This window comes from Pseudomonas sp. LS2P72, from assembly GCF_054897865.1.
This window is the reverse complement of the sequence record NZ_CM142708.1, coordinates 4,031,381-4,045,568: the sequence shown is the minus strand read 5'-3', so window position 1 is coordinate 4,045,568 and position 14,188 is coordinate 4,031,381. Positions and strand designations below refer to the sequence as shown.

13 protein-coding genes are annotated in these 14,188 nt (G+C 59.4%); 6 read left to right on the top strand and 7 right to left on the bottom strand.

All coding sequences use genetic code 11. The annotated features are described in order from the left end of the window. Nucleotides 1–59: 59 nt before the first annotated feature. Nucleotides 60–950 carry a LysR substrate-binding domain-containing protein gene (locus tag ACYZUA_RS18375; RefSeq protein WP_461960016.1) on the bottom strand — a complete coding sequence of 297 codons (891 nt, stop codon included), beginning with the start codon at nucleotides 948–950 and terminating at the stop codon, nucleotides 60–62. Between the two features lie 118 nt (nucleotides 951–1,068). On the opposite strand from ACYZUA_RS18375, the gene ACYZUA_RS18370 reads away from it, so the two are divergent. From ACYZUA_RS18370 to ACYZUA_RS18350, 5 genes are all read left to right on the top strand, one after another. After that, nucleotides 1,069–1,533 carry a (2Fe-2S)-binding protein gene (locus ACYZUA_RS18370; RefSeq protein WP_461960015.1) on the top strand — a complete coding sequence of 155 codons (465 nt, stop codon included), beginning with the start codon at nucleotides 1,069–1,071 and terminating at the stop codon, nucleotides 1,531–1,533. After that, entirely contained in the window at nucleotides 1,533–3,746 is a 2,214-nt protein-coding gene (locus ACYZUA_RS18365; protein ID WP_461960014.1) for a xanthine dehydrogenase family protein molybdopterin-binding subunit, read from the top strand. The genes ACYZUA_RS18370 and ACYZUA_RS18365 overlap by 1 nt, the downstream gene beginning before the upstream one ends. A gap of 5 nt (nucleotides 3,747–3,751) precedes the next feature. Continuing rightward, the gene (locus tag ACYZUA_RS18360; protein WP_461960013.1) at nucleotides 3,752–4,645 is read left to right on the top strand and encodes a LysR substrate-binding domain-containing protein; all 894 of its coding nucleotides are present in this window, start codon (nucleotides 3,752–3,754) and stop codon (nucleotides 4,643–4,645) included. An 86-nt stretch (nucleotides 4,646–4,731) separates the two neighbouring features. Next, entirely contained in the window at nucleotides 4,732–6,228 is a 1,497-nt protein-coding gene (locus ACYZUA_RS18355) for a helix-turn-helix transcriptional regulator (RefSeq protein ID WP_461960012.1), read from the top strand. Nucleotides 6,229–6,357: 129 nt separating this feature from the next. After that, on the top strand, nucleotides 6,358–6,606 hold the full coding sequence (locus ACYZUA_RS18350; protein ID WP_461960011.1) for a DUF1652 domain-containing protein: 249 nt from the start codon (nucleotides 6,358–6,360) through the stop codon (nucleotides 6,604–6,606). Between the two features lie 415 nt (nucleotides 6,607–7,021). Here ACYZUA_RS18350 and ACYZUA_RS18345 read toward each other — a convergent pair whose 3' ends face one another. The 6 genes from ACYZUA_RS18345 to ACYZUA_RS18320 all read right to left on the bottom strand — a co-directional run bounded on the left by ACYZUA_RS18345 (nucleotide 7,022) and on the right by ACYZUA_RS18320 (nucleotide 12,521). Continuing rightward, a complete protein-coding gene (locus tag ACYZUA_RS18345) occupies nucleotides 7,022–8,137 on the bottom strand; it encodes a Gfo/Idh/MocA family protein (protein WP_461960010.1) in 1,116 nt (371 codons plus the stop codon). A 189-nt stretch (nucleotides 8,138–8,326) separates the two neighbouring features. Continuing rightward, nucleotides 8,327–9,094, bottom strand: a complete 768-nt coding sequence (locus tag ACYZUA_RS18340) for an SDR family oxidoreductase (RefSeq protein ID WP_008149805.1) — start codon at nucleotides 9,092–9,094, stop codon at nucleotides 8,327–8,329. Between the two features lie 45 nt (nucleotides 9,095–9,139). Continuing rightward, nucleotides 9,140–10,207 (bottom strand): phosphotransferase family protein, encoded by a 1,068-nt coding sequence (locus ACYZUA_RS18335; RefSeq protein ID WP_046048879.1) that lies wholly within the window; start codon nucleotides 10,205–10,207, stop codon nucleotides 9,140–9,142. 144 nt (nucleotides 10,208–10,351) lie between these two features. Next, the gene (locus tag ACYZUA_RS18330) at nucleotides 10,352–11,311 is read right to left on the bottom strand and encodes a 2-hydroxyacid dehydrogenase (protein WP_461960009.1); all 960 of its coding nucleotides are present in this window, start codon (nucleotides 11,309–11,311) and stop codon (nucleotides 10,352–10,354) included. Between the two features lie 201 nt (nucleotides 11,312–11,512). Continuing rightward, entirely contained in the window at nucleotides 11,513–12,106 is a 594-nt protein-coding gene (locus ACYZUA_RS18325) for a TetR/AcrR family transcriptional regulator (protein ID WP_461960008.1), read from the bottom strand. A 31-nt stretch (nucleotides 12,107–12,137) separates the two neighbouring features. Then, nucleotides 12,138–12,521, bottom strand: coding sequence for a tautomerase family protein (locus ACYZUA_RS18320; RefSeq protein ID WP_461960007.1), 384 nt, complete (start codon nucleotides 12,519–12,521; stop codon nucleotides 12,138–12,140). Between the two features lie 268 nt (nucleotides 12,522–12,789). On the opposite strand from ACYZUA_RS18320, the gene ACYZUA_RS18315 reads away from it, so the two are divergent. Further along, nucleotides 12,790–14,070, top strand: a complete 1,281-nt coding sequence (locus ACYZUA_RS18315) for a serine/threonine transporter (RefSeq protein WP_461960006.1) — start codon at nucleotides 12,790–12,792, stop codon at nucleotides 14,068–14,070. The last annotated feature ends 118 nt before the right edge of the window (nucleotides 14,071–14,188 follow it).

The following is a 14,188-nucleotide window of genomic DNA, read 5'->3' as shown; positions in this document are numbered from 1 at the left end:
GACACAAAATGTGTGAACGACGCCGATCAAATGTGGGAGCGGGCTTGCTCGCGAAGGCGTCAGGTCAGTGTTTGCTCAGCCAACTGTTTGATCACCTCTACCACCGGCGCCACCCGCTCGGCCTGCCCCGACGGCCACACCGCATACAAGTTGTAATGGGCCGCAATCTCCGACTCGGTCAGCTCCACCAACCTGGCGCTACGCAACGCATCTGCCGCCAACAACCCGCGCACCAACCCGGCACCAACGCCAGCTTCAGCTGCCGCAATCAAATTCGCCGCATTATCAAAAACCACCCGCGCGCCCGGTTCGGTGGGTGGCATCCCGGCCGCATCCAGCCAAGGAATCCACGAGCGCCGCGTATACCCCAGCAACGGCAATTCCAGCACCTGCGCCGGCGTGATGGGCACCTGCAATCCATAGCGCTCAAGCAACGCAGGTGAAGCCACCGCAGTCACCCGATCACCACAGATCTGCGTCATCTCGCAGTCCTCCCAATCCCCATAACCGTAGCGTAACGCCAGGTCCACCCGCTCGAACGAACTGCGATCCGAACGCGGCATCGACAGCAACACCACCTCATGGTCGGGCAACGCGTCGAGCAGTTCCGGCAGTCGTGGATTGAGCCAGCTCTGCGCCAGTTCACTGTCCACATCGATCGTCAGTCGTTGCGCCACGCTGCGGTTTTTCACCGAGGACAGCGCGCGGTCAATCTGCGCCAAGCCGTCGGACAACACGCTGGCGAACAACTGCCCGGCGTCGGTCAGGTTGCTGCCACCGCCTTCGCGCACGAACAGCGGCTGGCCGATGAAGTCTTCCAGGGCGCGGATCTGCTGGCTGATGGCGCTGTGAGTCAGGTCGAGTTTGCGCGCGGCACTGGAGAAGCTGCCGCTGCGCGCCGCCTGGATAAACGCACTCATGGACTGCACCGACGGGTATCGCTTGTACATGCTGTTAGTCCTACTTACACAGGATGGCAGAAATCGTCGCTGGCCCGATTTTCCGCAGACTCCCAATAATCGGCGACCAGGCCTGCACAAAGACGGGCCGCTCTCTTGGAGCCTGACAATGATCGAATTCACGGTAAACGGCGAACGACACGAGCTGGTAGAGACATCGCCCTCCATGCCCTTGTTATGGGTGTTGCGTGATCACTTGAAACTCACCGGCACCAAGTTCGGTTGCGGCATGGGCCTGTGCGGTGCCTGTACCGTGCACCTGGACGGTGTCGCAGTACGTTCCTGCCAACTGCCGGTCGCCGCCGTGGCGGGGCACAGCATCACCACCATCGAGGGCTTGTCGCCCACCGAACAGCATCCGCTGCAACTGGCCTGGGTTGCCGAAGATGTCCCGCAATGCGGTTACTGTCAATCCGGGCAGATCATGTCCGCGGCCGCGTTGCTCAATACCGGTGCGACAGTCACCGATGACTCGATCCTCAACGCCATGTCCGGCAATGTGTGCCGCTGCGGCACTTACGGGCGAATCAATAAAGCCATCAAGCGCGCAGCTGCTGCGCCGAAGGAGGCGTGATGACGTTTATCGACGACACACAGATCGAACTGCCGCGCCGTCTCTTTCTCAAGCAGGCCGGCACTGTTGCCTGCGGCCTGGCAATTGGGTTCTATCTGCCCTCAGGCATAGCCGCTACGGACCCGAAAGCAACTGCGCCTGCGGGTGATTTCGAGCCCAACGCCTGGGTTCGAGTATTGCCCGACGGCACGGTGAAACTGGTGGTGCACAAACACGATTCCGGCACAGGCACCCACACCGCATTGGCCGCTTGCGTGGCCGAGGAACTGGACGTCAATCCGATGACCGTGCAGGTGATATCGCCGGAAAATCCGTTCTTTGAAACCTACATTCACCCGATATGGAAAGTCTTCTCGACGGGTGGTAGCACCAGTGTTTCGCTGGAATACGATCGCCTGCGGATGGCCGGCGCCACGGCGCGCGCACTGCTGATCACTGCGGCGGCCAAGCAATGGAAAGTCAGTCCCGACAGTTGCACAACCGAAGAGGGCCGGGTGGTACATTCCGCCAGCAAACGCAGCCTGGGTTATGGTGAATTGGTGAGTGTTGCCGCGAAATTGCCAACACCGGCCAAGGTCACTCTGAAGGACCCCGCGCAGTTCAAGTACATTGGCAAACTGCGGCACAAGCGCGATGCGGCGGCCAAGGTTTGCGGGCGCTTCAAGTACAGCATCGACGTGGAATTGCCAGAGATGCTGGTGGCGGTGATTCAGCGCACTCCAGTGGTCGGCGCCAAGGTTGTCTCGATGGATTCCAGTACGGCGTTGCAAGTACCGGGCGTGCGTAAGGTGATCGCGATTCCCGGCCGGCCTGATGTGCTGGGCGGCAATCAGGAAGGCGTCGCAGTGCTCGCGGACAATTACTGGGCCGCGCAACAGGGTCGCGCGTTGCTCAAGGTGCAATGGAGCGATTCACCCCTGGCCGATTTTGACAGCGATCAACTGGCGACGGCGCAAGCGGCGGCCATCGACGACAAAAATGCACAACGGGTGTCCGCCATGGTTGCAGGTGATGTGAGCGCTCAGTGGCCGAATGCCGCGAAGCTGCTCGAAGCCGATTACCTCATGCCGTACAAGGTGCAGAACCCGCTGGAACCGATCTGCATAACCGCCCAGGTGAAGAATAACGCCATCACTTACTGGGGCGGCGTTCAGGTGCCATCCTCGGCGCTGGAAGCTGCGCAAACGGTGTGCAAGATCGCCAAGGACAAGGTCACCATCAACGAGTTGGTGTCCGGTGGCAGCTTCGGGGCGCGGGAGGCCAAGTACTGGTTGTTCGAAGTGGCATACCTGGCGCAGCAGGCCAAGGTTCCAGTCAAGTTGATGAACAGCCGTGAAGACGAAATGCGTTCGCTGTTCATGCACCCGGCGACGCTGCATCGAGTCAAAGGTGCGCTGGATGCTCAGGGCAAACTCACGGCGTTGAAACTTGACGCTGTCTCACCGGCTTCGCCGGAACAGTGGGAACCAGGCTATTTCGAACGCCCCGACCACATGGACTACAGCACGACCGAGGCTATCACTGCGTGGGACTTTGCTTATCGTCCTGCGAATCTGGACCTGGTCTGGGTCAAGCACGAAAGCAACGTGCCCAGCGGTTGGTATCGCTCCGTGAGTTTTATTCCCAATGTGTTTGCCGTCGAAAGTTTCATGGACGAATTGGCACACGGCGCGGGACAGGATCCGTTGGCCTTTCGCTTGGCCAACATGCAAGACCGGCCCCGGCATGTCGCGGTGCTGAAGAACGCCGCCGAACGCGCCGGTTGGGGCCAGCCATTGCCGGAAGGGACAGCCTTGGGGATCGCTACCAATCAGGGTTACACCAGCTTCATCGCGGTGGTCGCCAGGCTTTCGAAAAAAGACGGGACGATCAAGGTCGATAAGCTCACCTGTGTGGTCGATTGCGGTCTGGCGGTGTCGCCGGGCGGTGTCGAAGAGCAGATCTACGGCGGCCTGATGTGGGGCCTCGGCCACGCGCTGTTCGACCGCATGGACATCAAACAGGGCAGGGTGGTGCAGAGCAACTTCCATGATTACCGGGTGCCCCGGATGTCGGACATGCCGACGATAGATATTCTGGTGCTGGACGGCGAGCCGAGCAAACCTGGCGGTGTCGGTGAACTGGGCAGCACGTCGGTGGCCCCGGCCATCGCCAATGCGCTGTTCGGCTTGACTGGAGTGCGCCAGCGCTCGACGCCACTGACCCTGGGATAGCCGTCATGGACTTGCGATTGCTGCGGTACTTCATGGCATTGGCCGAAGAGCTGCATTTCGGCCGGGCCGCCACACGGTTGCACATCTGTCAGCCACCGCTGAGCCAGCAGATTCGTCTGTTGGAGGAAGAGCTGGGTACGCCGCTGTTCGAGCGCAGCCATCACCGGGTGGAACTGACGGCAGCCGGACAGATGCTCAAAGAACAGGCTCCGCTGGTGTTCGAACAACTGAACCGCGCGCTGGACCTGACCCGTCAGACCGGCCGTGGTCAGCTAGGGGAACTGGAAATCGGCATGATCAGCTCGGTGATGGTCGGGGTGCTGCCACGGGCATTGCATCTGTTTCGCGAGCGCTACCCGCAGGTCAGTTGGCGTCTGCATGAGATGACTCCGGCGGCACAGGTCATCGCGTTGAAGGAGAAACGCATCGATGCGTGTGTGTTTCGGGTCGGCTATGACGACCCGCAGCTGCGCAATGAACTGCTGGTCTACGAGCCGATTCGGGTGGTCATGCCTGTCGATCATCCGCTGGCCCGACACGAAAAACTGGCGCCGGCGGACCTGGCGCAGGAGCCGTTCGTGGCGTTGGAACTCAAGCAATCGCGGTTTGCCGATTTTCTCTATCAGTGCTGCATCAAGGCCGGGTTTACGCCGCAGATCCGTCAGCAGGTGATCGAGGTGCAAACCTTGCTCAGCCTGGTGCAGGCCGGTTTCGGCGTGGCATTGCTGCCGGCGTCCATCGAGCAGATGGCGCCGGCCGGGCTGGTGTTCCGCCGCCTGACACCGGCGTTGCCGGAAGTGCCGCTGTACGCCACCTATCGCGCGGACGACGACTCGCCGGTGCTCAAGTTGTTTCTCGATACATTGCGCGAGTTGGTGTTGGAGGCGCGCCTTGGGTGACATGCCGTTTGCACTATCCCACCCCCCCGCGGTCGTAATCTTCACAGGGCGGCGCATGAATGCGCCGCCGCACGCGTGGAGATCCAATGAGCCAGGACGTACTGACCACCGAAACCAATCGCCGTCAGTTGCAGCAGATTATCGCCGGCCTGTCCGATGGGGTGATTCTGCTGGAGCTCGACCAGACCCTCCTCTGGGCCAATGACGCCGCGTTGGCCATGCACGGCGTCGGGCAGCTCGGCGAGCTGGGGGCGAATGCCGAGGAGTACGCCAAGCGCTTCGCCTTGCGTTATCGCAATAATCATCCGGTTCAGGCCGACAATTATCCGATCAGCCGCGTCGCCCGAGGCGAGTCCTTCAGCGATGTGTTGGTTGAGGTGACGCCGGCGGATGACGATGAGCGCACCTGGGTTCACAGCGTGCGCAGCATGGTGTTGGCCGACAGCGCTGGCAAGCCGGAGTCGCTGGTGCTGATCATGAACGACGTCACAGAGTGGGCCAGCGCCGAACAGCGTTTCGAAAAAACTTTCAATGCCAACCCGGCCCCGGCGGTGATCTGTCGCCTCAGTGATTTGCGCTACATCAAAGTCAACCCGGGCTTTCTGGAGATGACCGGTTGTGCCCGTGATCAGGTGATTGGCCGTTCGACCTATGAACTGGACGTGCTGGAGGGCGCCGAAAACAAAGACCTGGCCAAGCAGCGGTTGCGCGAAGGGGCGACCATTCCGCAAATGCAGGCGCAGCTGCAATTACCCGAGGGTGGCAGCAAACAGGTGATCGTCGCTGGTCAGCCCCTGGAGCTGAACGACGAAGCCTGCATGCTGTTTTCCTTCGTCGACATTGAGTCTCGGCATAAGGCCGAAGTCGCCCTGCGCCAGAGCGAGGAACGTTTCGCCAAGGCTTTTCGACTGACCCCAGTGCCGATCCTGGTGTGCAACGCTGGCGATCAGGTGGTGATGGACGTCAATGAAGCGTTCCTCGATACGCTCGCGTATACCAGTGAAGAAGTGCTTGGCAAATCGGTGACGCAGATCGATTTTATCGATGACACCGGCGCGCGCTCGCGACTGTTTGCGGCGCTGGAAAAAACCGGAAGCGTGGATCGGGTCGATGTTCGGGTACGCAAGAAAGGCGCCGGGCTGATTGATTGCGCGGTCTCGGCCGACACTGTGAACATTCAGGACAATCCCTGCTACCTGCTGGTGTTTATGGACATCACCGAGCGTAAACGCACGGAGCTGGAGCTGGTGTCGGCGATCGAAGAGGTGATGAAAGACGCTTCCTGGTTCAGTCGCACGCTCATCGAGAAACTCGCTAACGTGAAAAACGTCAACTCGCCGCAGTTGCCCAGCGTGTCGTTCACCGACCTGACTGCCCGCGAGCGCGATGTGCTCGGGCTGATCTGCGAAGGCCTGGCCGACAAAGAAATCGCCGCGCGGCTCAAGCTCGCACCCAACACGGTGCGCAACCATGTGTCGACGGTGTATTCCAAGCTCGATGTTCACAGTCGTAGTGAGGCGATTGTCTGGGCTCGCGAGCGCGGTTTGTTCTCCAGCGAGTGGCGGCCCAAGTCCCAGCGGTAGGTGCAAATGCACTATCCGAGGGGGTGCAAATTCATGTTCTGGACAGAGGCAGCAATTCTTAGGCTGTAAGGGTGCGATACCGGTTTTCGGGTATTGCGTCCCTTTCGAAACAGCTACAGGAACTGCCAGATGATTCATGTGGCGCAATTGCGTTTGCAACTGGAGCGGAGCTTTTCGCCGTTGGCCTGTGATTGCTCGGTTACAGGTGATCATTCACTGACGTTGAAGCTCTATCATCCGCTGTCGGGGCAGGTGGATCTGGTGGTCAGCGGGTTGAGCGTGACCAACCTCAGAACGCCGGAGGCGATGTCAACGTTAATCGAAGAGCTGCGTTATGAACTTGAGAGCAACACGTTGCAACGTCGCGAGACGTCCTAGGAACTGTCGGGTTTTGCCCGCGGTCGTACAAAGAATACGAGAGTATTTTTTCTGTGACCGGTCCGCGGGTACGCGGTGAGAGTGTTGGGTCGCGGAAATATGTCGATCACCTACCGCGGGTCAACCTATGAAAAGTCTTGGGAAACGCATTTTTACGACACTGTCATTCGCACTCTGGATAGCGATTCTGGGTGGTTGTGCCAGTCCGCCACCGCCACCTCCCGCCGAGCCGCCTCCACCCCCTGTGCGCACGTGCCAAACCACTGAAAACACCGATGTGCAAGGCGATGTGAGGGCTGAGGGGCAGGTGACCCGGGAAACGACGCTCACGCGTTGTGTCACTCAGTAAGCATCCATCGGCTCATTTTGAACCGCCAGCAGCGCTGTGCTGCTGGCGGGTATCCGCGCGCTTCGCTCAGACTTCCTCGATCCTGACCCAGCGCGACTCTCGCGCTGCCAACCGGATCGCCGTCGCCAGCCGTTCGACTTCCCACGCCTGCTCGAAATCTGTTCCACCCTGAGATAAGCCTGCCAGCGCCATCACCAGATCATGCACTTCCAGCGTCTTGAGTTCGTTGTAGCCGAGCTGATGCCCTGCCGCCGGACTGAACGCCGCATAACCCGGCAGATTCGGCCCTGCCAGCAAGCGCTGGAAACCGTCCTGACCGGCACGGAACAGACGCAGTTCATTCAGGCGTTCCTGATCGAACACCAACGTCCCTCGGGTGCCGCTGATTTCAAAACTCAGGTGATTCTTGCAGCCATGCTTGAGCCAACTGCTGCTGAACGTGCCCCGGGCGCCATTCGCAAATCGCAACAAGGCGTGGACCTGATCGTCGACCGCGATACTGCGTTGCTCCTGACTGCCAGCCGTGGCAGGACGTTGCCGGTGTACGGTCTGGGTGTCGGCGCTCACTGCCTCGACATCGCCCACCAGATAACGGGCCATGGCCAACAAGTGACTGCCCAAATCGGCCAGTGCGCCACCGGCATGATCGGCGTCGCAACGCCACGACCAGGGTGACGCGGGATCGGCCATGAAGTCTTCGCTGAATTCACCCTGGAAACTGATGATCAGACCCAAGTCGCCGTTTTCAATCAGCTGCCGGGCGAGCGCGATCATCGGGTTGTGCTGATAGTTGTAACCCACCCGCGTCACCACGCCTGCCGTTTTGGCCGCCAGTCGCATGGCGTCGGCCTGTTCCAGATTCACCGCCAACGGCTTTTCGCAATACACCGGTTTGCCGGCGGCGAGTGCGGCCATGGCCATGGGGTAGTGCAGGTGATTGGGCGTGGTGATGGCGATCAGATTGACCTTGGGGTCATCGACCAGTTGTTGCCAGTCGCTATGGGCGGAGTCGAAACCCCAGGCATCGGCGCAGTGGCGGGCACGCTGGGGATCGGCGTCGGCCAGGGCGGCGAGTTTGAGTTTGAGAGGCAGTTCGAAAACCGCACTGACGTTGCGAAACGCCAAGGCATGGGCGCGGCCCATGAAACCTGTGCCGATGAGTCCGATACCGAGTTCGCGCATAGCCGGGGTCCTTTTTTTTGAATAGTGTTTTCAGGAGGGCTATTTATGGAATAAAAATTCCTTATTTGCAAATATTGGAATTAAAGTTCTTTCGCGTGATCGTTCCCACGCAGAGTGGCGGGAACGATCAATGAGGGCAAAAAAGAAGGCAGCCCGAAAGCTGCCTTTTTGTTCATCCGGTAAATCGGATCAGGACAAGAACCCACCATCCACATTCAACGAAACCCCTGTGGTGTAACTCGAAGCATCACTCGCCAGATACAACACCGCACCCGCCATTTCACTCGGATCCGCTACACGCTTGAGTGGAATCTGTTGCAATGCGGTGTTCAAAATAGCCTCGTTTTTCACCAGCGCCGAAGCGAATTTGGTGTCGGTCAGGCCCGGTAGCAGGGCGTTGCAGCGGATGCCGAACTGCGCGCATTCCTTGGCGAACACTTTGGTCATGTTGATGACCGCCGCTTTGGTCACCGAGTAGATGCCCTGGAAGATCCCCGGCGAGATGCCGTTGATCGAGGCGACGTTGATGATGCTGCCGCCGCCGTTTTCGCGCATCAGCTTGCCTGCTTCCACCGACATGAAGAAGTAGCCGCGGATGTTCACGTCGACGGTTTTCTGGAAGGCGCTGAGGTCGGTGTCCAGTACATTGCAGAACTGCGGGTTGGTCGCCGCGTTGTTGACCAGGATGTCCAGGCGCCCGAACTGTTCGCGGATGCCGGCGAAGACTTGGCTGATCTGTTCCATTTCACCGATGTGGCATGCCACGGCAGTGGCTTTGCCGCCGGCGGCGATGATCGCATCAGCCACGTGCTGGCAGCCGTCGAGTTTGCGGCTCGAGACGATCACGTGGGCGCCTTGCTGGGCCAGCAGCTTGGCGATGGCTTCACCGATGCCGCGGCTGGCGCCGGATACAAATGCGATTTTGCCGTCGAGGTCGAACAACTGAGTCTTGGACATGGGATTCTCTTATAAAAAGTCTTGTTATTGGGGCCAGTGGCGCAATCAGAGGCTGGATTTCTGGATGACTTGCAGGCTCATCTGCTCCAGCAGTTTGTTCATGTGAATGAACTGTGCGAAGCGTTTGTCCTGGGTCTGACCATGGAAGAAGCGGTAGTAGATCTGCTGCACGATGCCGGCCAGGCGGAACAGGCCGTAGGTGTAGTAGAAGTCGAAGTTGTCGATCTGGATGCCTGAACGCTCGGCGTAGTAATCGACGAACTCGCGGCGGGTCAGCATGCCCGGCGCGTGGCTCGGTTGACGACGCATCAGTTGCACCGGAGCCGGGTCGTCGGCTTCGATCCAGTAGGCGAGGGTGTTGCCCAGGTCCATCAGCGGGTCGCCGAGGGTGGTCAGTTCCCAGTCGAGCACGCCGATGATGTCCATCGGGTTGTTCGGATCGAGGATCACGTTGTCGAAGCGGTAGTCGTTGTGAACGATGCTGGAGGTCGGGTGATCGGCCGGCATCTTGTCGTTGAGCCAGGCTTTGACCGCTTCCCACTTCGGCGCGTCCGGGGTCAGTGCTTTCTCGTAGCGATCGCTCCAGCCTTTGATCTGCCGCGCGACATAACCTTCGGGTTTGCCGAGGTCACCCAAGCCATAGGCGTTGTAGTCGACCCGGTGCAGTTCAACGAATTTGTCGATGAAGCTCTTGCACAGCGTTTCGGTCTTCGCCGAATCCAGACCCAGTTCCGGGGGCAGTTCGGAACGCAGGATGATCCCCTTGACCCGTTCCATCACATAGAACTCGGCACCGATCACCGATTCGTCAGTGCAGTGCACGTAAGCTTTGGGGCAATACGGAAAACCATCACGTAGCTGATTGAGGATACGAAATTCGCGGCCCATGTCGTGAGCGGACTTTGCCTTGTGGCCAAAGGGCGGGCGACGCAGGACGAATTCCTGTTCGGGGTATTCCAGCAAGTAGGTGAGGTTCGACGCACCGCCCGGGAACTGGCTGATCTGTGGCAAACCACTCAGGCCCGGAATGTGGGCCTTGAGGTACGGATCGATCAGGCTGGCATCGAGTTCTTCGCCGGTGCGGATACGGGTGGACTGGTCAGTAAGCGCCATGCTTATCCCTTCTGCTTATTCTGGAGGCCTGAGACTATTGGCTAATCTAATGCGCACATCCGACACCCACAACCACGAAACGCCCTTATAGGTGAGCGTGTTGCCGGGCAATCATTGTGTTTGATACATCCGTTTGAATGGTAGTCAGATCATGCTCATCGACGATGGCAGGGCAATCGGGGTCAATACCGGATTGCCGGAGAAGAACGCCACCAGATTGCGACCTACCAGCTCCACGGTGCCTTGAGTGGCTTCCGGGGACAAACCGGCGACGTGCGGGGTGAGGATCACATTGGCCAACGTCTTGAGGGCATTGGGTACCTGGGGTTCTGCGTCGAAGACATCCAGCGCAGCGCCGGCAATCCTGCGCTGCTCAAGCGCGCTGATCAGGTCTGCAGTGACGATCACACTGGCTCGGGCGATGTTGACGATGAACCCGTTAGGCCCCAAGGCGTCGAGAACCTGTTTGTTGATCAAGTGTTTGGTGCCCAGCCCGCCGGGGGTGGCGACGACCAGAAAGTCTGATTCCCGTGCCAACTCGGTGGGCGTCGAGCGGAAGCTGTACGGCACATCGCTGCGATGCTGGCGGTTGTGGTAACTGACCGTCATGTCGAAGCCGTAGGCGGCGCGTTTGGCAATGGCCATCCCGACCGCACCGAGCCCCAGGATGCCCAAGTGCTTGCCCGCCAGCGAAGGGCGCATGATTTTCGGCCACTCGCCCCGGCGCACGGCGGCGTCGCAACGGGGAATGTCACGCACCAGCGACAGCAGCATCGCCATGGCATGGTCGGCGACTGAAGAGGCATTGACGCCGGCGCCATTGGTGACCGTAATGCCCCGGTTGGCGGCGGCTTGCAGGTCGACGTGTTCGTAGCCGGCGCCGATCACGCAGATGATCTTGAGATTGGGCAGAGCGGTGATTTCGTCGGCATACAGCCCCAATGGGCCACGGGTCAGCACCGCATCGATCTGGGCGCCGTGGCGGGTAATGGCATCGGCGCGTTCGGCAGGCGTGGGCGCCAGAATCAGGTGAAAACCCTGATGTTCGAGAATCGGCAGGTAATCATTGATGGTTTCAACCAGTACCAGAACGGTTGCGGGCATGCTGGGCTCCTGTGGACATCGGAAAGTCGGGGCTCGAAAGTGGCTTCAAAACGTTGCTTCAAATGGCTGATTCCGCAACGGTCTGGCATTTACCAAAGATAGCAGGCTTGTGGCCTGCGACCTCATTGTGGAAGCCTTCCGTAGCGCCTACACATCCACGGTGTTCAACACCCGAAGGCGCCGTTCAACGTCGCGGGTGTGTCACCGGCCCGTGTCCGAGGTGAGAAATGTCCGGGCTGCGTCGAGAATTTCATCGGACAAGGCGTCACCTCGGGTTGCACGGGCCAGGGTCAGGGCGCCGACCATCAGCGAATAGTCCACCAACGCTTTTTGCCGATTGGATTGGGGCTGATCCGCGCCCATTAGTGGTGCCAGCATCTGCAACAATGCCTCCAGTCCTTGGGTGTAGGTCTGGTGCAAACCACTTTCAGCGGTTTCATGACACATGTCGCCGGCAAACGCGGTCACCGGGCAGCTTTCGCCCGGATTATCGCGATTGGCCGCGGACAAGTAGGGCGCGATGATGCTCTCGCGGGCCGAGAGACTGTCGCCGTTATCCTCTATTTTCTGCTTCCAGCGTTCCATCGATTGGGTGAACGCCCGGCTGCACGCCTCTCGCGCCAGCGCTTCCCTGGATTCGAAATGACCATAGAACCCGCCATGGGTCAGGCCGGCCGCGCCCATCACATCGACGACACTGATCCCGTGCAGGCCGCGTTCGCGAAATAGACGCGCGGCGGCCTCGACGATGATCTCGCGGTTGAGTTCGGCTTGTTTGCGGGAGACTCGGGGCATTGGCGGCTCACAGGTATATAGAACGTAGATATCAGCTGACGTATTGAGCAATGCCATTGCCAAACGACCAGTTCTCTTTCTTGACCTCCACCAGGTTGATGAATACATCTTCCAGGCGCACCGCCAGTTCCGCGTTAAGGCTTTCGGCAATGGTTTTGTAGAGGAGTTTTTTCTGCTCGATGGTGCGGCCTTCGCTCAAGGTGATCTGAATCACCACCAGATTGTCGGTGCGATTGATGCCCAGGTAGCCGGGATCAAAGATGAAATGCTGTTCATCGTGCTCGGCCAGAATCTGGAAGTTATCGTTCTCCGGCACGCCAATGGCGCTGTGCATGGCGGCGTAGATCAATTGCCCGACACGTTTGGCGTGAGTAGGGTCTTGATGCTTTTTGATGTCGACGCGAACGAGTGGCATGAGAGGGCTCCGAAATGAGGATTTACCGGCCAGCAGTCGGGATCAAATTACATGACGGCAATCCTTTATTTAATAGATTTTTTAAACATCTATTTAATAAAAGGTGCCAGAGGATCTGATCCGCACAACCGCTCCTCAGCTAAGTCTTTGCTTCTGCTCATTAATCCCGGACAATCGCGCCCCTGTTTCGGCCAGGGCGCTGCCTGTCGGATTTTTCCGACTCGTCCTGACCGGGTAGCAACTGACCGGAATGCGGAGATCCCACCGGATGAATGATCAGGCCAATAGCGTCGACGAACGCTATGTATCGGCGGCACCAGCGACGCTTGAGAGCTGGAATCGCCATGACACCACCTGGATGCTGGGCCTGTTTGGCACGGCCATCGGGGCTGGCACGCTGTTTTTGCCGATCAACGCGGGTCTGGGCGGCTTCTGGCCGTTGCTGGTCCTGGCGGTATTGGCGTTCCCTATGACGTTTTACGCACACCGTGGCCTGACACGCTTTGTGTTGTCCGGACGCGAAGGCGCGGACATCACTGAAGTCGTGGAAGAGCACTTCGGGATCAAGGCTGGCGCGCTGATCACTTTGCTGTACTTCTTCGCGATCTTCCCGATCCTGTTGATCTACAGCGTGGCACTGACCAACACCGTGGGTAGTTTCCTCGAGCATCAACTGCACATCATGCCGCCACCGCGCGCCGTGCTGTCGTTGGTGCTGATCCTCGGTCTGTTGGCGGTGGTACGTTGCGGCGAGCAGGTGATCGTCAAGGCCATGAGCCTGATGGTTTATCCGTTCATTGTTGCGCTGCTGTTCCTCGCGGTGTTCCTGATTCCTCACTGGAACGGCGGCATCCTCGCCACCGCGTCGACGCTGCCAGAACCGTCGGCACTGCTGCACACGCTGTGGCTGGCGATTCCGGTGATGGTGTTCTCGTTCAACCATTCGCCGATCATCTCGGCGTTCGCAGTGGACCAGAAACGTCGTTATGGCGATCACGCCGAAGAGCGCAGCTCGCAGATCCTGTCCCGCGCCCACGCCTTGATGGTGGTAATGGTGCTGTTCTTCGTGTTCAGTTGCGTGCTGACCTTGTCACCGGCGCAATTGGCTGAAGCCAAGGCGCAGAACCTGTCGATCCTGTCGTACCTGGCCAACCACTTCAGCAACCCGACCATCGCCTTCGCGGCGCCGTTGATTGCGTTTGTGGCCATTTCCAAGTCGTTCCTGGGTCACTACATCGGCGCCAGCGAAGGTCTTAAAGGTCTGATCGTGAAGAGTGGCAAGCGCCCGGCACCGAAGACCCTGGATCGCATGACTGCTGCCTTCATGCTGGTGGTCTGCTGGATCGTCGCCACGCTGAATCCGAGCATTCTCGGGATGATCGAAACCCTCGGTGGTCCGGTCATCGCCGCGATCCTGTTCCTGATGCCGATGTATGCGATCCGCAAGGTTCCGGCCATGGCGCGCTTCCGTGGTCAAGCCTCTAACGTCTTCGTGACGGCGGTGGGCCTGGTGGCAATTTCGGCGTTGATCTATTCGCTGACTGCCTGATGATTTCTTCGGGGCTGTGAGTCCGCCATCGCCGGCGAGCCGGTCTCGCTCCCACAGGGACTGCGCAAAACCTGTGGGAGCGAGCCTGCTCGCGATTTAGGCGCCTCGGTCTTCTTGG